The following is a 20774-nucleotide window of genomic DNA, read 5'->3' as shown; positions in this document are numbered from 1 at the left end:
CTGTCAATCAGGATTTCCTTCTTTCCAGGAATTCGCCGATGAGCCGCTCGATCTCATCAGAGCCGTCAACCTCACCGGACAGAATGCCGGGAACCAACACCAGGGCGCCGACCCCCTCATAGCGGCTGTCGCCGCGGGCCGTGAAGGCCGGATGGATCTCCGGCTTTTCGCCGGGGTACAGCACGAACGCGCCCCAGACGTTACGGATGGCCTCGCGGTAGGTGTGCATCTTGTCGATGTCGGCCGGATTCGGCGACTCGATGCCGGTGTCGCCGCTCGCTTCGCCGCGGTATTTGGCGTCGAGGATCAACAGGCGGTCCCCGTCGCTCAAGATGATGTCCGGGCGCAGGTCATGGGAATAACTGCTCAATCTGCCGGAGGAGCGGGCGGCGCAGGTGGCGTTGTAATACAGAGCGATGCCCCGGCCGTAGTCCAGACGCAGCCCTTCCCGCAGGGCGTCTTCCTCCGGCTGGGCCTCGGCGATGATCGAGGCTCGCCGGGGTAGGCCGAATCGCGCATCGAGCCGCTGTTTCACCTGGAAAAAGCACCAGTACTCGTACAGCAAGGGTGCGTCCTTGATTTCGACCAGGGCGGTGAAGTCCAGCAGATTCGCGTCATGACGGCTGGCTTGCTGAAGCAGGGCGAACAGCCGGAACAGTTCGCGGTAGCCGGCGCGGCGCTGGAGCACCGTGGACCGGGCGGGAATGTGGCGCAGCTCCCCCACTTCCCGCCAGCGAGGCCCGTCCAGAAAGCGGTCGAGGGCCCGCTCCAGCCGGCCGATCTCGTCGCCCATTTCGGGATGCAGAAACGTGCCGCCGCCCTCGCCCAGCATGGCTTTGATTTGCGCCAGCCGCTGTTCGAGCCGGGTCAGGAAAAATTTCACGAACCGGTTTTCCGGCGTATCCACCGTGGCATGGCGCCGCCGGCTTCGAACCCGTCCGGGGAACAGCCGTCGGCCGGCGCGTTGAAACACGCTGCGGGCCAGTGCGGTGTCCTTGAGCGGATGGCCCGTCTCCAGCCGTCCCCATGCCGCCGGGCGGCTGAGAAGGGTCATGGCCGCGGCACTGTCCAGTTCGCGCACTCGGTCGATGGACGTCTCCTCGACGGTCGAAACCATGCGCTCATGCATGGCGCGGTGCACCAGCGCCGCGATGCCATCGAGATCGGGACGCCCGTGCAGCAGATGGCGCCGGATGAGCAGATACTGCAGATATGGATTGTCCCGTCCCGCCCGATCCTTGCGCCAGTGGACCCCCGCGATCTGCCGCAAGCTGAAGATCAATGTCGCATATTGATCACACAGGAAATCCAGCATGGCATTGAAATGCTCTTCCGTGATTTTCCGGTGGACGACCTTGACCCGGAACCCTGCCAGACTGGATTGGCCGACATGGTTTTGGAAATTGATGCGATAGGTCGGCAGGGCATGGTGCGGGAGCCTTTCGAAGCGGCCCGCGCCCACGGCGTTCAGGCATCGTGAAAACTGGGCGGGTTCTTCACCGTAAAAGCGCAGATAGGCGGTTTGCCACTCATCGATTTCGATCACGCCGGCGCAGTCTTCCAAGGTCTCCCAGCCATTTTCATCGAGTCCGGGAAAGTTTCCCTCGCCGGTAATCAGCACGGCGCGGCTAGCCCGGCAAAAGAACGTCTCACCCATCTCCAGCCGCCCGATGGTTCTGCCAGAGCGCCCAGGCCTCGTCCCGTACGCATTGGCGCAGAGATTCCGGGGCTTCGACGATCACGTCGGCGCCGTGGCGCAGGACGTCCATCGCCAGTTCGGCTTCCACTGCATAGGGGATGCGCAGGCGGTAACTGCCATCCGGCAGCAGTTCGCCCTGCTGATCGCGGTGCCAGCACTCGTTCCGCACCCAGCGGGCGCGTTCCGGCACGAAGCGCAGGACCGCCCAGTGCCGGGTTTCGCCGGAGAAAATGCCGTAGCTCGACGTGTACTGCCGCTCCAGCACCTCGTCCGGAATCTCGTGCGCCGAGGTAGACAGGGAGCGCACCTGTCGCAGCGTGTCGAGTGAAAAACTGCGCAGGCCGTCACGCCAGTGGCACCAGGCATCGAGATACCAATTGTCCCGGTAATGGACCAGCCGCTGGGGGGAAACGATCCGGACGTTCACCTCGTCCCGGCGGCGGTTCCAGGCGGAGATTTCGAGCTGGTGCCGTTGCAGGAGCGCCTGCGCAACCTCGTTGAAGAATCGGGGTTCGACCGGACGCCGCGCCAGCGAGACCAGTTTCACGCGCCGGGCAACCTCCGCCGCCGGATGCCCGCCGCTTTCCAGCAGGGCCGCCAGGCGCGACTTGAGGGGGGCCACATGGGCCGCCAGAAACCCGGGCTCGATGTCTTCCAGCAGGTTTTGCGCCGCCAGCAAGGCGTAAAGTTCGGCTGCGGAAAACCACAGGCCGGGCAGTTCATAGGGCGGGCCATCACCCGGTTCGAACCGGTAGCCGCGCGCCTCGCGGTCCCAGACGATGGGCGCATTCAGACGCTCGCGCATGTATTCGATGTCGCGCTTGAACGTGGCATCGGATACGCCCAGCGCTTCCAGAAAAGCGCCTTTGGGAACCAGTTTCCGCTCATGCAGCATCCGGTCGATCTTGTAGAAACGTTCGGTACGGTTCATCTCACTGACGAACTGGATTTCAATGGGGGAGCGTGTTCGAGGTGTAGATGCGGTGCACGCTGTTTCTTGTTCCGGTTACCGCGGCTTTCCGCATTGTCTCGGCCATCCAGACCTGCCTCACCTGTCGAACCGATAGGTACGGGTTCCGCTGTAGTAGCTTCCGTTGATAAAGCCCTGCGAATTGCAGATCAACCGTCCCCCGCTCTTCCAGCAATTGGTGTTCACGGGGCCCGTGGTCTTGGTGTAAGCAATCAAAAGGGAGGGGACGACGATCGGGGCCCATATGGCCATTCCCAGATATTCCATGCTTTTCTCGAATGAACCCTTGTAATCGATTTCCCCATCGGGAAGATGAGCGCAGCCTCCCAGGAGCGAAAGATACAGAATCCAGCAAGCCCTTTTCATATAAGCCTCCAATCAGCGGATCGAATTGCGCCGAGCGCTTAAAGGTGCGCTCTGAGCCGAGATTAGAATATTCGAGGTAAAGGCTCATGGAGTGAGCCACTCCGATTGGTTCCCAACATTTTCACGGTGGCCGGCAATCGCGCCATCAGGCGATGAAGCTGCAATAGCCCTGGTCGCTCAGATCCTTCAGCATCCGTTGCAGCTTTTTCGCGCTGCGGGCAAACCCTTCGGTCTCGCAGAACTCGTTCAGTCTGTCGAGCGGTTCTTCCAGTTTGCCCTGGGTGCCGTGGAATTTCGGCAAAACTTTCTGGAGGATCTGGATATCGATGGCGTCCTCCAGATGTTCAGCGCCGACCCGCTCCACCGCGAGCAGACGGTTGGACCTGATTTTTAACGATGCCGCAATTCGTACAATACAGCCTCAAATTCACACAATAGACCTTCGATGCTTTCCTTATCTCCTGGCCGACCATTGTGGTCTCGCGTCGCCTCGTCGGGTTGGTAAATCATTACGCCTTCGGCCTTCATCACCTCCTCTGCCGAAATCGGTACGACGCCCCAACGCCTGTTCATGTTCCTGTTCGGTCTGCCACGCCAACCGAGCTGGTACAGCCGTTCGGCAAATCGGTTCACGAGCGAGATGTCGCCGGACGTCTTGAGGAGTTGTTTCATCCGAGGATTAATCTTCATTGACGCCTGACCCGCGAGTTTGCTATGTCGTGGAACGTCCTTGGCGTCTAATTCGGACCAACCGATTACCAGCAGCGGCACGAGGGATTGCTTGACCTCAAACCCAACGTTGAAGGCCATCTGCTTGACTTGCTGGGGCTTCCCGTCCCATCCGAGGCGTAGAAGACCTGGTTGAAGGACATTCAGCCACAAATGTCGAGCTCCCTCGCCGAGTGTGTCAGCGAAAGAGTCTGGGTCGCACCATCTGTTGACCTCCTTCTCTGAAGCGTCGAATCGAGGATCGGGGTCAATGGCAACCGATTGGCGATCAGAAATCCCACTTGCGGTTCGATGCCAACGTAGCTGAAACTCGATTCCAGCGTTTGTTGGTATCCCTTGGACATATGCGAGTGGCCCCCTGTGTTCAAACTGCTGTCCAATATCGACGACATCTGGAGCAAACCGATCAGCCAACACCATGATGCCATAGGTCCCAGTCCCAATCGTTTCAGCCATGCGGCGGTTCAGTTCGTCCGGCGCGACCAAGGCACGGCCGATTCTCTCCTGCCAAGCCGCTAGCGCTTCAACGATCGACTCTGCTTGTAATGATACGACGTCGGTTGGTTTTGTAAGTTCGCGCCCCTTGAGGAATTCCTTCGTATACCTAAGCAACCTTTGGTACGACACCGACTCGATGGCTCGCTTATACCGTTTGAGTTGGTTTTCCCACACGAAGCGACTCAATTCAGAGTTATAGCCAAACTTGACTTCTATCAGCCAGACGTTCCCTTTTTCGTCCACGGTGAGTAAATCCGCTGAACCGTCCCCGCCGTTTCGTCCTGCATCAAGCAATTTGATCTCGTGACCCCAGACGAAAACATGTAGATCCTCCTCGGATTTCAACTGATTTGGCAATAGGTCGATACAGTTGATGATTTGTTGGTGGTAATCGGCTTCATTAGAGCAAAACTTGTTCATTGGTAGCTTTTCAGTGAGGTTTTAAAGGTGTGAACACCTTTTTGGCCTAAGAGTCGGTAAATCCGGGCGCTTCAAACCGTATTCTGCGAAGATCACTCGAAATCACCTGTTCCACTGGCTTCAAATTTCGTCCCTACTTCCAAGGCAGCCTCTCCCGAAGTTCCAGTATCTTCTTCTGCTCTTCGCTCTCGATCTCCTCCTCACTCATCGCCTGTGCGGCGCTGGTGGCGTTCTTGGTCCGTGTCACCGTAGCGGTTACCGGGAGGCCGGTGCAATAATCCAGAACGACGCCATCGTCGCAAAGCGTGTGGATCACGAAAGCCTTCGCGGAAAACTTCTTGCCGTAGGGGAAGCAGTAGCTCACGCCGTATATCGGCTTGTCGACGACGGACGCGCACAGCATCGGTCCGTTCTTGACGGCCCAGACCTGTCTTCCCGATTTGGCATCATAGCCGCTGTATTCGCCGTCACCATCGTTCTGGTCGATGACGACCACGTCCGTGTAGGTCGAGGTGTCCAGGCGGAAGGTCAGGGCGAAGGTGGCGATGGCCTTGTCGGCGCCGGAGGCGCCGAAGCTGGTGAGGGCAGTGGTCAGGAGCAGGGTGGTTCGTTTCATGGTCGTTGGGTTCCCGTGTGTCCGAAGAAAGTGAAAGCGCGGTTGCCGGCCGGACTCATCTCCGGACCGGGTTGCGCCGGGTCACACGATACGGGCGCCAGTGGCTCAAATAGTGAGCCACTCATACGGGAAGTGCGAACTTGAGATATCCTTATTCGCTTGAAAAGGGCCCAAGGCGCCTCGAAATCCCATTCCAGGCTTCCACGTGAGGCAACGCGCAGGCCAGGGGCCGCCCCTTGCGCTTCGGCCGGTGCCGGTCGGGGCCACACCCTCTCACTCCTTTCTCTCGGTAATCATTTTGATCTCTACAGCCAACGTCACCATGCAGTTCGGCGTCAAGCCGCTGTTCGAAAACGTCTCCGTCAAGTTCGGCGAGGGCAACCGTTATGGCCTGATCGGGGCCAACGGCTGCGGCAAGTCGACCTTCATGAAAATCCTCGGCGGCGATCTGGAGCCGACCGCCGGTAATGTTTCGCTCGACCTCAACGTGCGTCTGGGCAAGCTGCGCCAGGATCAGTTCGCCTTCGAGGACCAGCGGGTGCTGGACGTCGTGATGATGGGGCACACCGAGATGTGGGCAGCGATGTCCGAGCGCGATGCGATCTACGCCAATCCGGACGCGAGCGAGGACGACTACATGCGGGCGGCGGAGCTGGAGGCCGCCTTTGCCGAATATGACGGCTATACCGCGGAAGCCCGTGCCGGCGAACTGCTGTTGGGTGTGGGCATTCCGCTGGAGCAGCACGATGGGCCGATGAGCGCCGTGGCGCCGGGCTGGAAGCTGCGCGTGTTGCTGGCCCAGGCGCTGTTTTCCAACCCGGATATCCTGCTGCTGGACGAACCGACCAACAACCTGGACATCAACACCATCCGCTGGCTGGAAAACGTGCTGAACGAGCGGGCCAGCACGATGATCATCATTTCCCACGACCGCCATTTCCTCAACAGCGTCTGCACGCACATGGCGGACATGGATTACGGCGAGCTGCGGGTGTATCCGGGCAATTACGACGACTACATGGTCGCTTCGACCCAGGCCAGGGAGCGCCTCCTGGCCGACAACGCCAAGAAGAAGGCCCAGATCGCCGAACTCCAGGCCTTTGTCAGCCGCTTTTCGGCCAATGCCTCCAAGGCCAAGCAGGCCACTTCGCGCGCCAGGCAGATCGAGAAGATCAAGCTGGAAGACATCAAGCCGTCGAGCCGGGTCAACCCGTTCATCCGCTTCAACCAGGACAGGAAGCTGTATCGGCTGGCACTGGAGGCGAAAGGTCTGAGCCAGGGCTACGGCGGCGATACGCTGTTCAGCGGCCTGGATCTGATGGTCGAAGTGGGCGAAAGGGTGGCGGTGATCGGCCCGAACGGCATCGGCAAGACCACTCTACTGCGCACGCTGGTGGGTGAGTTGGCGCCGAGGGAAGGGGTGGTGAAATGGTCGGAGAACGTCAACCTCGGCTATTTCGCCCAGGACCATGCCGCCGATTTCGCCGAGGACATGAATCTGTTCGAATGGATGTCGCAGTGGAAGCGGGAGGGCGATGACGAGCAGACGGTGCGCAGCACCCTCGGCCGGCTGCTGTTCTCGGCGGACGAAATCAAGAAATCGGTCAAGGTGCTGTCGGGCGGAGAGCAGGGCCGCATGCTGTTCGGCAAGCTGATACTGCGCCAGCCCAACGTCATGGTGCTGGACGAGCCGACCAACCACCTGGACATGGAATCCATCGAGTCGCTCAACACCGCGCTGGAACACTACCCCGGCACCCTGATCTTCGTCAGCCACGACCGCGAGTTCGTCTCCTCCCTGGCGACCCGTATCATCGAGCTGACGCCGCAGGGCGTGGTCAATTACCGCGGCACCTATGACGAGTACCTGCAGTCGCAGGGTCTGGAATAGGCCGGGATCCGGTGGCGCGGCTGATCGTCAACGCCCTGGTTTCGGTCCCGCTGGCGGAGATCGAAATCGGCTTCGTCCGCTCCGGAGGCGCCGGCGGGCAGAACGTCAACAAGCTGGCCACCGCGGCGCATCTGCGCTTCGACATCGCCGCATCGTCCCTGCCGGAAACCTGCAAGACGCGGCTGCTGGATCACCGCGACCGGCGGATGACCGCCGAAGGGATCATCGTCATCAAGGCCCAGCGCTTCCGCACCCAGGAGAAGAACCGGGAGGACGCGCTTGCCCGGCTGCGCGGGCTGATCCTGCAAGCGCTGGCACAGCGCAGGCCAAGGAAGCCGACCCGGCCGACGCTGGCGGCGAAGAAGAAGCGCCTGGATGAAAAAACCAGGCACGGCGAGATCAAGAGGCTGCGGCGGCGGATCGGCGATTAGCGCGTCTCGGTTACCGCGGCGGGGGCCCGGGTCGAAAGGGGCGAGGCCGGCGTCGTCGCCATTGGCATTTCGGCGCCGAAGGCCGGAGTAAACCGCTCTTTCAGCCCGCCGTTTTCGCCGTAGATCAGCAATGCCTTGAGCCGCTCCCGTTCAGCGATGGCGTAACCCTTTTGCTCGCCCAGGCAAAGCAATGCGGTGGACCACGCGTCCGCCCACGTGGGGTCGGGATGAAGCACCGTGGTCGACAGCAAATGATGGTCGACGGGCCGGCCGGTCCTGGGATCGAGGATATGCGAGTAGGTCTTGCCTCCCTCCTCGAAGAAATTGCGATAAGTGCCCGAGGTCATGATGGCGGTCCCCTCCGTCTGGTGGACATCCAGTATCCGTTCGACTTCCCGGGTATAGGGCGTGGGTTTTTCCACGGCGACGCGCCAGGGTTTGCCGTTGGCCTTGCGGCCCTTGACCTGCATCTCTCCGCCGACCTCGACCAGGTAGTTCTGGATGCCCTTTGCTTCCAGCAGGCTGGCTACCCGGCCGACGGTGTAGCCCTGGGCGATGGAGGACAGGTCGATGCGAAGCGCTGGATCCTTTTTGCGCAGGCGCCGGCCGGGAACGTCCACTTCCAGCTTGTCCATGCCGATGTGAGGCAGCACCGCGGCGATTTCGGCGTCGGTCGGCACGCGGGTCTGATGGCGCGAGAAGCCCCACAGGTCGAACAGGGGTTTGACCGTCAGGTCGTAACAGCCGTCGGTCTTGTCATGCACCTGGCGGGCGATGTCGACCAGCTCGGCGATCTCGGGCGAAACGGTCAGCCAGTCGGTCGTGGCTGCGCGGTTGATACGGGAGATTTCCGAATCTTCCCGGTAGTTCGATAGCTTGAGGTCGATGTCGTCGTAGACGGCATCCACGGCTCGCTTCAATTCGGTCTGGTCGGCCGGCAGGCCGTCCAGCACCATCTTGATGTGGTAAGTGGTCCCCTGCACGTCGCCCGAGAGCAGGGTTTCGTCTTCCCCGGTCTGGCAGGCAACGAGCGTGGCGCCGAGGAGGAGTCCGCCGAAACGGCGCAGAATCGGGAGCGTCATGGTGATCTCTTTGCGGCGGCGGAGCGGGTGAGCCGAGCGCTTGCGTGGGAAAAGGACGGGCCAGCGGGTATCATATGCGGCCTTTGGCGGGTTCCGGCTTTGCTCAGCGTGGATTGGCCGCGGCCGGTGCGGGGGTTTGGGCCGGCGCGTTGGGCCGCAGTCCGTGCGGACGGAGAAAGCCCAGTGCGTACCCCAGCAGCAGCGCCAGGAACAGCGCGATCGACAGCCCGATGCGCACGGTCAGGGCGCGCACGGTTCGAGGTGAACGACGGTCGCCGTCCTTGACCAGATAGAACAAGGCGGAACCCAGGCTGGCGACGATCACGACCAGTACCAGCACGATGAGGACTTTAGGCAGCATGTTCGGATTCCTGGACGTCGGGTGCGGCGCACCCGCCACGGTTAGGAAATGAGGCATTATAGCTTCAAACCCGCGGGGGTTGCGGTCGTCGGGATCGCGCTGGCATTGCCTCTGTTCTGCTTGCTCGGAGCCTGGCAGCTCAACCGGGCCGCCGAGAAGCGGGCGCTGCTGGCGCAGCTGGCCAGCCAGTCGGTCGAACCGCCGCTGCGGCTCGATTCTCCCGCCGGACAGGCCGGGCCGCCACGCTATCGGCGGGTGGCGCTGAAGGGAGAATACGATGCTGGGCATCAGTTCCTGCTGGACAACCAGATTCACGACGGCAAGGCCGGTTATCACGTGCTCACTCCGCTCCGGCTCGCGGGTTCGGACCTGGGGGTGCTGGTCAATCGGGGCTGGATCCCCGCAGGAGCCGACCGCCGGCGGCTGCCCGAGCTACCGATCCGGACGCTCGCCGTCGAGCTCACCGGCATGGTGGAGCGTTTCCCGGCCGTGGGTTGGAAGCTGAAGGGGGCGGAAATCCCGGCGCCAGGCTGGCCGGCGATGGTGCAGGTCGTGGAGCGTCAGGCGCTGGAGCGGCGCCTCGGCTACCGTCTGCTGCCTTATCAGGTGCTGTTGGACCAAGGGGAGGCCGAAGGTTTCGTCCGCGACTGGAAGCCAGCCAACGTCGATCCGGATCAGAGCACGGGCTATGCCATCCAGTGGTTTTCCTTCGCCGCCATCGCCCTGGGGCTGTTTCTCCGCCATGGATTCAGGATGGGCGCAGCGCAGGATCCAGACCTTTCTCGATGATTTTTCTTGAACCCTCTCACAGCCATGGCACTCACTCCGACCCAGCGGCGAAACCAGCGTACCATCATCATCATCGCCCTGATCTGCATCGTGCCGTTCGCCGCGGCCTGGTATTTCGCCCGCCATCCGCAGTGGGTGATGGGCGATCTGGGTAACGTCGGGCACCTCATCACTCCCGCCATACCGCTGGACTACGGCGAACTGCTCGCGGCTCCGGTCACGTCTTCCGAATCGATGGCGCAGCTCAGGGGGCGCTGGATCGTCCTGAGCGTCGCCGATGGCCCTTGTGCCGAAGTCTGTCGGCAGAACCTGTACAAGACCCGGCAGATGCGGCTGATGTTGAACAAGGAAATTCCCCGGGTGCGCCGTCTCCTCCTCTTGACGGATCCGGGGGCGGCGGATGCGCTGGCCGACTGGCTGCGGCAGGACGAATTCCTGGCCGTGGCCGGTCTTGCGCCCGCCCTGAGGGAGAAGCTGGAAAAGGCGGTCGGCGGACCGCTGCAGCCGGGGCAGATTCTCCTGCTCGATCCGCTCGGCAACCTGATGATGTATTACGATGCGGACTTCGATCCCTATGGCGTGCTGAAAGATCTCAAGCACCTGCTCCGCGCTTCCCAGATCGGCTGACGCTGGATGGCCTATAACTTTAGAACAACAACCATGTTCAGAAAGCTCACTTTTCTCGGTCTGATCCTCCTGTTCGGCGCGCTGCTGATCGGCGCTTTCCTCCGTATCGCCGACGCCGGCCTCGGCTGCCCGGCCTGGCCCGGCTGTTACGGCGCACCCGTCGCCGACGAGCAGTCCGCCGCGATGATGGCCGCGGTCGGCGGCAAGGCGCTGAAGTGGCTGTGGCTGGGCTGGGTTCACCGGTATCTCGGCGGGGCTTTCGGCATACTGGCGTTGGTCCTGATGGCCATGATTGGGTGGCTGCCGGCGCACCGCGGGAGGGCTGCGTTGCTGGCGGCTGCGCTGCTGCTCCTGGCGGCGGGGCAGGCCGGGCTGGGCCTGTGGGGGCGCTATGCCGCGCCGATGCCGCTGGTTTCCGCCGCACACCTGTTCACCGGATTTCTGACCCTCGGCTGCGCCTACTGGCTGTATCTGGCTGTCAAGGCGGAGGTGGACGAGAGGGCGGTGCGGGGAGCACCGGGTTTGCGTTTTCTGGCGCGTCTGGGGCTGGCGCTGCTGTTGGCCGAGATCGCCCTGGGTGGCTGGACCGAGGCCCAGCGCGCCGGCCTCGCCTGCCCGGATTTTCCTACCTGCCTGGGGCAGCCCTGGCCGGAGCTGGATTGGCGGCGTGCCTTCACGCTCTGGCCGAACGTCGCCGCCGACTACGCGGGAGGGGTGCTGCCGGTCGAGGCGCGGGCGGCCATCCATTTCGCGCACCGGCTCGGTGCCGTGGCGGTGTTCCTGGTGTTGAGCCTGTTGGCCATGGGGGCCAGTTCCAACCGCAATGCGGCCCCCATCAGCAAGCCGGCAGTGCTGCTGAGCTTCCTGCTGTTGCTCCAGGTCGGGCTCGGGGTGCTGAGTGTCCTGCTGCGACTGCCGGTGGCGGTCGCCGTCGCGCACCAGGCGGTGGCCGCGCTGCTGCTGCTCAACGTGGTGCACATCAATGTCTACCTGCGCCGGCGCCTGCCCGAAGCCGCCGCCGTTCCCGCAGAGGTGCCGGTGCGCCCGCCGGCTGCCGCGGTACCGCCGCCGCCAGCGCCGGAAAACCTGTTCGAGCGTTTGCGCGGACAGCTCGGCAAGACCCGCAGCAGCCTCACCGGTCTGCTTTCAGCCCTTGGGCGGGGGCGTATCGATCGTGCGTTGCTGGACGAGATCGAAGAGCAGCTGCTGATGGCCGACGTCGGCGTCCCTGTCACGCGAGAAATCATCGCCGATCTGGGTTCGGACCTGGACCGGCAGGAGCCGGCAGACGGCCGGGCGCTGCGTGACCGTCTGCGCGGCCGCCTGCTCGACATCGTCCGCCCCTGCAGCGTACCGCTGGTCATCCCGCCGGAGGTCCGGCCCTTCGTCATCCTGGTGGTGGGGGTCAACGGCGTGGGCAAGACCACGACCATCGGCAAACTCGCCAAACGGCTGCAGAACGAGGGCCACAGCGTCATGCTGGCCGCTGGGGACACTTTCCGCGCCGCCGCGGTCGAGCAGCTCCAGACCTGGGGCGAACGCAACAAGATCGCGGTGATCGCCCAGCACAGCGGAGCCGATTCGGCTTCGGTGATCTACGACGCCGTGGAGGCCGCCAGGGCGCGCGGGGTCGACATCCTGATCGCCGACACCGCGGGGCGTCTGCACACCAAGTCGAACCTGATGGAAGAGCTGAGCAAGATCAAGCGCATCATCGGCCGTCTCGACGAGACCGCGCCGCACGAGGTGCTGTTGGTGCTGGATGCCGGCACGGGCCAGAATGCCCTGTCCCAGGCCAGGCTGTTCAACGAGGCGGTCGGCCTGACGGGGTTGGTGTTGACCAAACTGGACGGCACCGCCAAGGGGGGGGTGATTTTCGCCCTGGCGCGCCAGTTCGGCATTCCCATCCGCTTCATCGGCATCGGGGAGGGTATCGACGATCTGCGCGACTTCGATGCCGTCCAGTTCATCGATGCCTTGTTCGCCGAGGAAGAGACGAGCGGGACCACCCGCCTGCATTGAGGCCGTGCTGGAATTCAAAGAGGTCTACAAGCGTTATCCCGAGTTTGGTGAAGCCCTGCACGACGTCAGCTTCCACATCGGGCGCGGCGAACGGGTGTTCCTCACCGGCCATTCGGGAGCCGGCAAGAGCACCCTGCTCAAGCTGGTCGCCGTGATCGAGCGGGCCACGCGTGGCCAGATCGTGCTGGACGGCCGGAACATCACCCGTGCCTCCAACCGGGAGATTCCCTATATCCGGCGCAAGCTCGGCCTGATCTTCCAGGATTACAAGCTGCTGTACGACCGTTCGGTGTTCGACAACGTGGCTTTGCCGCTGGTCATCGCCGGTTTCAATCCGGGTGAGGTCAGCCGCCGGGTGCGTGCGGCGCTCGGCAAGGTGGGCCTTTTGTCCAAAGAGAAGCGGCTGCCGCAGACCCTGTCCGGGGGCGAGCAGCAGCGCGTCGGCATCGCCCGGGCGATCGTCCACAAGCCGGACTTCATTCTGGCCGACGAGCCGACCGGCAACCTCGATCCGGAGGCGGCGCGGGAGGTCATGGACATCTTCCGCGATTTCAACGATCTCGGCGTGACCTTGCTCATCGCCAGCCATGACGAGCAGTTGATCTCACGGTGTGGTGGGCGGGTCCTGCGCCTTCAGCGCGGAAGTCTGTCGGAGGTGGGCGCATGAAACGGCAGCGCAGGCGTGCTCAGCGGTGGGGCGGCACGTCTGCGGCCCGGCGGCACAGCGGTCCGAGTCCGGTCGACCGGCTGCAGAGCTACTTGGTTTCGCACCTGCATACCGCCAAGGAGGCGCTGCGGCGGATGCGGCGCACGCCTTTCGCCATGGCACTCACACTCTTGGTCATCGCCGCCACGCTGGCGCTGCCCACCAGTTTCCACGTACTGGTGAAAAACCTCCGCATGGTCGGCGGAGACCTGGAAGCGACCAACGAGATTTCGCTTTACCTCAAGCCGGATCTGTCCAACGACGCCGGGCGCAGGCTGGCGGAGCGGTTGAAAAATCATGCGCAGATCGCCGAGACGCGGCTCGTCACCAAGGAGGCCGGCATCGAGCAACTGAAGACCTATAGCGGCTTCGGCGAAGCCTTGTCGGCGCTGAATTTCAACCCGCTGCCGGTGGTGATCGGCATACGGCCGAAGGACTCGCTGACCCAGCCCGAACAGGTCGAACGCCTCGTGGCCGAACTCAAAGCCCTGCCCGAAGTCGATCTGGTGCAGAGCGACATCCAGTGGATGCACCGGCTCCATGCCCTGCTCCAGGTCGCCGAGCGCAGTTTCGGCGTCCTCGGGGCGCTGCTGGCGGCCGCGGTGGTGTTCATCATCGGTAACACGATCCGTCTGGAACTTTACGGCCGCCGCGAGGAAATCGTCGTGCAGAAGCTGCTGGGCGCGACCGACCGGTTCATCCGGCGGCCGTTTCTCTATACCGGTTTCTGGTACGGTTTCCTCGGCAGCCTCGGCGCCTGGATCGTCGTCGGCGTCATGCTGCTGATCGTGCGGGCTCCCATCCACCAACTCAACGTCCTCTATGGTAGCGACTTTACCCTGGCCTTTCTCGGTTTCCAGGAGACCATGGCGCTGGTCGGCATCGCCTGTTTCCTCGGGGTGGCCGGGGCCTTTGCGGTGCTCATCCAGCATCTGCGGGACGTGCGCCCCGAGTGAGTCGCAGGGCCGAGGGCTTGCCGAAGCCAGGAACTTGCGCTAGTTTTGGCACTCAAAAGGGACGAGTGCTAAAACCCATCACCACCATAACAGGGCATTCCATGACTTACGAATTGACTCTCCCGACCCATTTGCCGCTGGGGTCCATCGACGATTATTTCGCCGCGGTGAACCGTCTGCCGCGGCTGGATGCCGATGAGGAACGGGAACTGGCGATCCGTTTCCGTGACGAGCAGGATCTGGAGGCTGCCCGGCGCTTGGTGTTGGCGAATCTGCGTTTCGTGGCCTACATCGCGCGGGGTTACCTCGGCTACGGGCTGCCGCTGGCGGATCTGATCCAGGAGGGCAACATCGGTTTGATGAAAGCCGTCAAGCGCTACGACCCGGATGTCGGCGTGCGGCTGGTCTCGTTCGCCGTGCACTGGATCCGCGCCGAGATCCATGAATTCATCATCCAGAACTGGCGCATCGTGAAGATTGCGACCACCAAAGCCCAGCGCAAGCTGTTTTTCAATTTGCGCAAGATGAAGAATCGCCTGGGCTGGCTCACTCCCGAGGAAGCCGCGGCGGTGGCAGCCGAGTTGGGCGTGGACGTCGAGGACGTCTACAAGATGGAGAACCGGCTGAACAACCCGGATATGGCGCTTGAGGCGCATGGCGAGGACGACGGCGACGACCGCGAGAGTCATGCGCCCATCCATTATCTCCAGCAAGAAGGAGGCGACCCGGCGCTGCTCATCGAGCACAGCGAATGGGAAAACCGCCAGCAGGAAAAACTGCAGGAAGCCATCGGCCAGCTCGACGAACGCAGCCGTGACATCGTGGCCAGCCGCTGGCTCAGCGAAGACAAGCTCACACTCCACGATCTGGCGGCGCGCTACAACGTCTCGGCCGAGCGTATCCGCCAGCTCGAGAGCAGCGCGATGAAGAAACTGCGGAACGCTCTCGCCGACGCCGCTTAGCTGGCCAAGGCGGACACCGCGCCGGCCGGCGGTGTCCGCCCGTCCTTCATCAGGCCGGTTCCAACCCCAGCGCTTTCCAGACTTCGAGGCAGGCTTCGGCCCGATTCAGCGTGTAAAAGTGCAGGCCGGGAGCTCCTTGTTCCAGCAGCCGCCGGCACAGTTCCGTCACTACCTCCAGGCCGAAGGCACGGATCGCTTTGCGATCGTCGCCGAAGGCTTCCAGCCGCTTGCGGATCCAGCGCGGAATGTCGGCGCCGCACAGGTCCGAAAACCGCACCAGTTGGGAATGGTTGGTGATCGGCATGATGCCTGGCACGATTGGAATGTCGATGCCGAGTCGTTCGCAGTCGTCGACGAACCGGAAATAGGCTTCCGGGTTGTAGAAATACTGGGTGATGGCGCTGTCGGCGCCGGCATCCACTTTGCGCTTGAAATTCTTCAGGTCGCTCTCGGCGCTGGCCGCCTGCGGGTGAACTTCGGGGTAGCACGCTACCTCGATGTGGAAATGGTTCCCTGTTTCGGAGCGGATGAATTCCACCAGTTCGTTGGCGTGGCGGAATTCGCCGGCCGACAGCATGCCGGACGGCATGTCTCCACGCAGCGCCACGATGTGGCGGATTCCATGCGAGCGGTAGGCTTCGAGGATTTCGCGGATGCTCCGGCGGGTGGAGGCGATGCAGGACAGGTGGGGAGCGCACTCGATGCCGGTGGTCTGCTGAATCTCCAACGCCGTTTCGAAAGTCTTCTCGCGCGTCGAGCCGCCTGCGCCGAAGGTCACGGAGCAGAAGCGCGGCTTGAGCGGCGCGAGCTTGGTCAGCGTGCGTCGCAGGTTCTCCGTCGCCTCTTCGGTTTTCGGCGGAAAGAATTCGAAGCTGAATTCCCGCGGATATTTCAACTGAGTCTTCATTGCACTCCCCATCGCCCCAGTCCTCTCGCAGAGGATGAGGAACGTCGCTGTGGCCTTCGTGTCGAGGAAAACGAAATCCTGCACGAGGCAGGCCGTCGGATTGAGCAGGCTCGAAAGGCCCGCCTCCGGAGCCGGGGGGGTCCGGAGACAAGGCCATTGCTTCGTCAGTAGCGGTAGTGGTCCGGCTTGTAGGGGCCCTCCTTGGGCACGCCGATGTAGGCGGCCTGCTCGTCGGACAGTTCGGTAAGCCGGGCGCCGATCTTCTTCAGGTGCAGGCGGGCCACCTTCTCGTCCAGATGCTTGGGCAGCACGTAGACCTTGTTTTCGTACTTGGCGCCGTGGCAGAACAGCTCGATCTGGGCCAGGGTCTGGTTGGTGAAGCTGTTGGACATCACGAAGGACGGGTGCCCCGTGGCGCATCCCAGGTTCACCAGCCGGCCTTCCGCCAGCAGGATGATGCGGCGACCGTTGGGGAGGACGATGTGGTCCACCTGGGGCTTGATGTTCTCCCAGGTGTATTGCCTCATCGCGGCGACTTCGATTTCCGAGTCGAAGTGGCCGATGTTGCAGACGATGGCCTGGTCCTTCATCTTCACCATGTGGTCGTGGGTGATGACGCCCACGTTGCCGGTGGCGGTGACGAAGATGTCGGCCTTGTCGCAGGCCTCGTCCATGGTCACTACGCGGTAGCCTTCCATGGCGGCCTGCAGGGCGCAGATGGGATCGATCTCGGTGATCCACACGGTGGCGCCGAGGCCGCGCAGGGACTGGGCGCAGCCCTTGCCCACGTCGCCGTAGCCCAGCACCACGGCGATCTTGCCGGCGATCATCACGTCGGTGGCGCGCTTGATGCCGTCCACCAGGGATTCGCGGCAGCCGTAGAGGTTGTCGAACTTGCTCTTGGTCACCGAGTCGTTGACGTTGATGGCCGGGAACGGCAGGCGTCCCTTGGCCTGCATTTCATACAGGCGGTGCACGCCGGTGGTGGTTTCCTCGGTGACCCCCTTGATGCCTGCCTGGATCCTGGAGTACCAGCCCGGTTTGGCTGCCAGCCTCTTCCTGATGGCCGCGAACAGCACCTCCTCCTCCTCGCAGGTCGGGTTGGCGAGGAGGGAGGCGTCCTTCTCGGCCCGGGCGCCCAGGGTCACCAGCAGGGTGGCGTCGCCGCCGTCGTCCAGGATCATGTTGGGACCGACATCGCCCGGCCATTCCAGGATACGGTGGGTGTACTCCCAGTAGTCCTCCAGGCTCTCGCCCTTGTAGGCGAACACCGGGATGCCGTCGGCGGCGATGGCGGCGGCGGCGTGGTCCTGGGTGGAGAAGATGTTGCAGGATGCCCAGCGCACTTCGGCGCCGAGGGCCACCAAGGTCTCGATCAGCACCGCGGTCTGGATGGTCATGTGGAGGCTCCCGGCGATGCGGGCGCCCTTGAGCGGCTGAGCGGCCCGGTATTCCTCGCGGACCGCCATGAGGCCCGGCATTTCGGTCTCGGCGATGGCGATTTCCTTGCGGCCCCAGCCGGCCAGGGAGAGATCGGCGACCTTGTAGTCGTCGAATGCGGCGTTTGCTACAGCGTTCATGAATACCTCTTTGTCGGGTCTCCACCGGGGCGAGACTCTGATTACCCGTCGGCAGCCGCGGCCGGTGGAGATAAACAGAGCGCCGTTGGAAAACCGATTGTCCCCGCCGAGCCTGGCGGCCCTCGACGGGCCGTCGCAGCGCTCCTCGGCGCGGACAATGCCGCCGGAAACCGGCGGCTCAAATCTCTGGATCTGAATCAGGCGATCGGCAGGCCGGCCGCTTCGCGCAGCAGGTCGGCTTTGTCCGTCCGTTCCCAGGTGAAAGTGCCTTCGGTACGGCCGAAGTGGCCGTAGGCGGCGGTCGGGCGGTAGATCGGCCGCAGCAGGTCCAGCATGGTGATCAGACCCTTCGGACGCAGGTCGAAGTGCTCGCGCACCAGTTTGACCAGCGTCTCCTCGGCGATCCTGCCGGTGCCGAAGGTCTCGATGCTGATCGAAGTCGGCTCGGCCACGCCGATGGCGTAAGACACCTGGATCTCGCAGCGCTCGGCCAGACCGGCGGCCACGATGTTCTTGGCGACGTAGCGGCCCATGTAGGCGGCGGAACGGTCGACCTTGGACGGATCCTTCCCGCTGAAGGCGCCGCCGCCGTGGCGGGCCATGCCGCCATAGGTGTCGACGATGATCTTGCGTCCGGTCAGTCCGCAGTCGCCCACGGGACCGCCGATGACGAAGCTGCCGGTCGGATTGATGAAATACTTGGTGTCCTTGTGCAGCCACTCCCGCGGCAGGACATGGTAGATGATTTCTTCCATCACTGCTTCGCGGATGTCCTTCTGCGCCACGTCTGGCGCATGCTGGGTCGAGAGCACCACGGCATCGACCGCCACCGGCTTGCCCTCCTCGTAGCGGAAAGTGACCTGGCTCTTGGCATCCGGGCGCAGCCAGGGCAACACCTTGTGTTTGCGGACTTCGGCCTGGCGCTGCACCAGACGGTGGGCATAGGTGATCGGTGCCGGCATCAGTACGTCGGTCTCGTTGGTGGCGTAGCCGAACATCAGACCTTGGTCGCCCGCTCCCTGTTCGTGGTCGTCGAATTCGTCCACACCCATGGCGATGTCGGGCGACTGCTTGCCGATGGCGGTCAGGACGGCGCAGCTCTGCCAATCGAAGCCGATTTCGGGGTTGTCGTAGCCGATCTCGTGCACGACCTTGCGCACCAGTTCCTCGGTGTCCACCCAGGCGGAGGTGGTGACTTCGCCGGCGAGCACGACCATGCCGGTCTTCACGAGGGTTTCCACGGCCACGCGGGCCTTGGGATCCTGTGCCAGGATCGCATCCAGCACCGCATCGGAAACCTGGTCCGCGATCTTGTCGGGGTGACCTTCGGAGACGGACTCCGAAGTGAAGATGAAAGAGTTGCTCACGTTTTGATGCTTCCTACGGTTGAACGGCATGATCGCCCCCCTCATGCCAGCCCTCTCCCGCTTTGTGGGAGAAGGGGACGAAGAGACGCCTCGCGTTTTCTTGCGTTAAGCTGGGGGCGCATTATAGGCTAGGGGACCGGGCAGACAAAGCCCGCCGCCGAAGTCGGCCGTCTCGTAACATCGCTGTGTTATCCAACGGGATTTTAGTTCTTTTCGTGATTTTGGAAACAAACCATACCAAGAGGGCGAACCATGAATCTGGAATCCATCACCGTCGTTCTTCCCACCCGCAACGAGGCCGGCAACATCGGGGCGTTTCTGGCGTCGCTGCCCCAAGCGGTGCACTTGATCGTCGTCGACGCCAGCGAGGACGAGACGCCGGACATCATCCAGCGGGAGCGTCCCGCCCGGACGCAGGTGCTGCGGCGCAGGAGCACGATCACACAGGCGCGGCAACTGGGTGCGGAGGCGGCCCTCACCGACTGGCTGCTGTTCACCGATGCCGACATCGTGTTTCCGGACGGATATTTCGATGCGCTGGAGAGGGTGATGGACGCGGCCGTGGTCTATGGACCCAAACTGTCGCGTGACCGTTTCGCCGCGTATTACCGCTGGTTCGGCTACGGCCAGCAATGTTCACACTGGCTGGGGATTCCGGCGGCCACCGGGTCCAACCTGTTGGTCCGGAAGGATGCGCTGATCGCGGTCGGCGGATTCGATCCGGCGCTGGTGTGCAACGAAGACTCGGAGCTGGTCTGGCGGATCAAGCGGGCGGGCTACCGGATCCGGTTCGAGCCTTCGCTTCCGGTCTATGCGCGGGATCACCGCCGGCTGGACAGTGGACTTTGGCGCAAGACCTGTCATTCGGTGTTCCGCTGCGCGCTGCTGTATTGGGATTTGATGCCGGCCCGCTGGCGCGGGGCGGACTGGGGCTACTGGTCGCCGCAACAGAGCGGAAGGGCGCCGGGTGTCTCGCGGGTGGAATGAGCGACGGCGCCGGTCGTCTTGAACCCGCCGCTCCTGGAGTGGGAAGATCGACTTCGGAAATCCTGGTTACGGGAGAGGGGCGATGAAACGTTTCGACTGGAACTTCGTTTTCCGTGGCGGGATGCTCGCGATGCTTTTGCATTTTCCGCCGGTGTGGATCGCAAATGCCGCCGAAGCGGCAGGGGGAGGAACGGCCATGGCTTTGATCATCACTTCGGAGGCGTTCCCGCCAAACGGCGAGATACCGCGAAAATACACCTGCGACGGCGGTGATGTTTCGCCGCCTCTCACCTGGTCGGGGTTGCCGCCTGGCACTCGCAGTCTGGCGCTCATCGTCGACGACCCCGACGCCCCGGATCCCAGGGCTCCCCGCATGACGTGGGTTCACTGGGTGCTGTACAACCTGCCTCCCGAGGCGCCGGGTTTGCCCGAGGCGGTCCAGGCGCTGCCCGCCGGTACGCTGCAGGGGTTGAACGACTGGAAGCGCACGGGCTACGGCGGCCCCTGCCCGCCGATCGGCCGCCACCGCTATTTCCACAAACTCTATGCCCTCGACACCGTGTTGCCCGATCTGCACCGGCCAGACAAGGCGAAACTCGAACAGGCCATGACCGGGCATGTGCTCGGCCAGGCCGAGCTGATCGGGATTTACCAGCGTGCCCGCTGATTTTCGCCTCCTGCGGCTGCATTCCCCCGCTCTCTACTGCCAGCGGTGTCCTTGCGGCAAGCCCGCCGTTTTGTGGGATCATTGGGCGTCGAGCGCCAGGTCCAAAGACGGGCGGATTGTTCTAGAAGGTCGAAGCTGGAA

At 63.1% G+C, this 20774-nt stretch carries 21 protein-coding genes and 1 riboswitch; of the genes, 10 read left to right on the top strand and 11 right to left on the bottom strand.

Translation table 11 applies throughout. The annotated features are described in order from the left end of the window. Positions 1–7: 7 nt before the first annotated feature. From ACSHWJ_RS07215 to ACSHWJ_RS07190, 6 genes are all read right to left on the bottom strand, one after another. A complete protein-coding gene (locus ACSHWJ_RS07215) occupies positions 8–1657 on the bottom strand; it encodes a DUF2357 domain-containing protein (protein WP_432539548.1) in 1650 nt (549 codons plus the stop codon). After that, entirely contained in the window at positions 1650–2630 is a 981-nt protein-coding gene (locus ACSHWJ_RS07210; protein WP_432539547.1) for a helix-turn-helix transcriptional regulator, read from the bottom strand. Before ACSHWJ_RS07210 ends, ACSHWJ_RS07215 begins: the two co-directional genes overlap by 8 nt. 117 nt (positions 2631–2747) lie before the next feature. Next, on the bottom strand, positions 2748–3035 hold the full coding sequence (locus ACSHWJ_RS07205) for a hypothetical protein (RefSeq protein ID WP_432539546.1): 288 nt from the start codon (positions 3033–3035) through the stop codon (positions 2748–2750). A gap of 145 nt (positions 3036–3180) precedes the next feature. Next, on the bottom strand, positions 3181–3399 hold the full coding sequence (locus ACSHWJ_RS07200) for a hypothetical protein (protein ID WP_432539545.1): 219 nt from the start codon (positions 3397–3399) through the stop codon (positions 3181–3183). Between the two features lie 26 nt (positions 3400–3425). Next, positions 3426–4682: a hypothetical protein gene (locus ACSHWJ_RS07195; RefSeq protein ID WP_432539544.1), complete on the bottom strand. Its 1257-nt coding sequence runs from the start codon at positions 4680–4682 to the stop codon at positions 3426–3428. A 133-nt stretch (positions 4683–4815) separates the two neighbouring features. Next, positions 4816–5298, bottom strand: coding sequence for a hypothetical protein (locus ACSHWJ_RS07190; protein WP_432539543.1), 483 nt, complete (start codon positions 5296–5298; stop codon positions 4816–4818). A gap of 298 nt (positions 5299–5596) precedes the next feature. Here ACSHWJ_RS07190 and ACSHWJ_RS07185 point away from each other — a divergent pair, with 298 nt between their 5' ends. Together ACSHWJ_RS07185 and arfB are read left to right on the top strand one after the other, a co-directional pair. Further along, a complete protein-coding gene (locus ACSHWJ_RS07185) occupies positions 5597–7189 on the top strand; it encodes an ABC-F family ATPase (protein WP_218800770.1) in 1593 nt (530 codons plus the stop codon). An 11-nt stretch (positions 7190–7200) separates the two neighbouring features. Beyond that, positions 7201–7620: an alternative ribosome rescue aminoacyl-tRNA hydrolase ArfB gene (gene arfB / locus ACSHWJ_RS07180; RefSeq protein ID WP_218800771.1), complete on the top strand. Its 420-nt coding sequence runs from the start codon at positions 7201–7203 to the stop codon at positions 7618–7620. On the opposite strand, the gene ACSHWJ_RS07175 is transcribed toward arfB, so the two are convergent. Both ACSHWJ_RS07175 and ACSHWJ_RS07170 read right to left on the bottom strand, forming a co-directional pair. Beyond that, entirely contained in the window at positions 7617–8702 is a 1086-nt protein-coding gene (locus ACSHWJ_RS07175; RefSeq protein ID WP_218800772.1) for an FAD:protein FMN transferase, read from the bottom strand. The two genes, arfB and ACSHWJ_RS07175, sit on opposite strands and share 4 nt — an antisense overlap. Before the next feature lie 103 nt (positions 8703–8805). Further along, complete coding sequence (locus tag ACSHWJ_RS07170; RefSeq protein WP_017365987.1) at positions 8806–9063, bottom strand: twin transmembrane helix small protein; 258 nt, start codon at positions 9061–9063, stop codon at positions 8806–8808. A 48-nt stretch (positions 9064–9111) separates the two neighbouring features. Here ACSHWJ_RS07170 and ACSHWJ_RS07165 point away from each other — a divergent pair, with 48 nt between their 5' ends. The 6 genes from ACSHWJ_RS07165 (at position 9112) to rpoH (ending at position 15125) form a co-directional block, all read left to right on the top strand. After that, complete coding sequence (locus ACSHWJ_RS07165; RefSeq protein WP_238536895.1) at positions 9112–9852, top strand: SURF1 family protein; 741 nt, start codon at positions 9112–9114, stop codon at positions 9850–9852. A 6-nt stretch (positions 9853–9858) separates the two neighbouring features. Then, on the top strand, positions 9859–10479 hold the full coding sequence (locus ACSHWJ_RS07160) for an SCO family protein (RefSeq protein WP_154656678.1): 621 nt from the start codon (positions 9859–9861) through the stop codon (positions 10477–10479). A 33-nt stretch (positions 10480–10512) separates the two neighbouring features. Continuing rightward, entirely contained in the window at positions 10513–12501 is a 1989-nt protein-coding gene (gene ftsY, locus ACSHWJ_RS07155) for a signal recognition particle-docking protein FtsY (RefSeq protein ID WP_432539542.1), read from the top strand. Positions 12502–12505: 4 nt separating this feature from the next. After that, positions 12506–13168, top strand: a complete 663-nt coding sequence (ftsE, locus tag ACSHWJ_RS07150) for a cell division ATP-binding protein FtsE (protein WP_010959504.1) — start codon at positions 12506–12508, stop codon at positions 13166–13168. Further along, entirely contained in the window at positions 13165–14163 is a 999-nt protein-coding gene (gene ftsX, locus ACSHWJ_RS07145) for a permease-like cell division protein FtsX (protein WP_041360544.1), read from the top strand. The genes ftsE and ftsX overlap by 4 nt, the downstream gene beginning before the upstream one ends. A gap of 101 nt (positions 14164–14264) precedes the next feature. Further along, positions 14265–15125 (top strand): RNA polymerase sigma factor RpoH, encoded by an 861-nt coding sequence (gene rpoH / locus ACSHWJ_RS07140; RefSeq protein WP_010959506.1) that lies wholly within the window; start codon positions 14265–14267, stop codon positions 15123–15125. Between the two features lie 49 nt (positions 15126–15174). Here the strand turns inward: rpoH and metF are convergent, their stop codons facing one another. The 3 genes from metF to metK form a co-directional block, all read right to left on the bottom strand. Further along, positions 15175–16032 (bottom strand): methylenetetrahydrofolate reductase [NAD(P)H], encoded by an 858-nt coding sequence (gene metF, locus ACSHWJ_RS07135; RefSeq protein ID WP_218800775.1) that lies wholly within the window; start codon positions 16030–16032, stop codon positions 15175–15177. Between the two features lie 164 nt (positions 16033–16196). Then, the gene (ahcY, locus tag ACSHWJ_RS07130; protein WP_432539541.1) at positions 16197–17612 is read right to left on the bottom strand and encodes an adenosylhomocysteinase; all 1416 of its coding nucleotides are present in this window, start codon (positions 17610–17612) and stop codon (positions 16197–16199) included. A gap of 70 nt (positions 17613–17682) precedes the next feature. Continuing rightward, positions 17683–17765, bottom strand: a riboswitch (S-adenosyl-L-homocysteine riboswitch). A gap of 44 nt (positions 17766–17809) precedes the next feature. Next, positions 17810–18979 carry a methionine adenosyltransferase gene (metK, locus tag ACSHWJ_RS07125; RefSeq protein ID WP_010959509.1) on the bottom strand — a complete coding sequence of 390 codons (1170 nt, stop codon included), beginning with the start codon at positions 18977–18979 and terminating at the stop codon, positions 17810–17812. 252 nt (positions 18980–19231) lie between these two features. On the opposite strand from metK, the gene ACSHWJ_RS07120 reads away from it, so the two are divergent. After that, a complete protein-coding gene (locus tag ACSHWJ_RS07120) occupies positions 19232–19966 on the top strand; it encodes a glycosyltransferase (RefSeq protein ID WP_010959510.1) in 735 nt (244 codons plus the stop codon). 82 nt (positions 19967–20048) lie between these two features. Continuing rightward, positions 20049–20633, top strand: coding sequence for a YbhB/YbcL family Raf kinase inhibitor-like protein (locus tag ACSHWJ_RS07115; protein WP_143708427.1), 585 nt, complete (start codon positions 20049–20051; stop codon positions 20631–20633). The last annotated feature ends 141 nt before the right edge of the window (positions 20634–20774 follow it).

Source organism: Methylococcus sp. S1M, from assembly GCF_051295855.1.
In the GTDB taxonomy this organism is placed as follows: Bacteria; Pseudomonadota; Gammaproteobacteria; order Methylococcales; family Methylococcaceae; genus Methylococcus; species Methylococcus capsulatus.
Note: the sequence above shows the minus strand (reverse complement) of the source record. Positions and strands in the feature narration are given on the sequence as shown.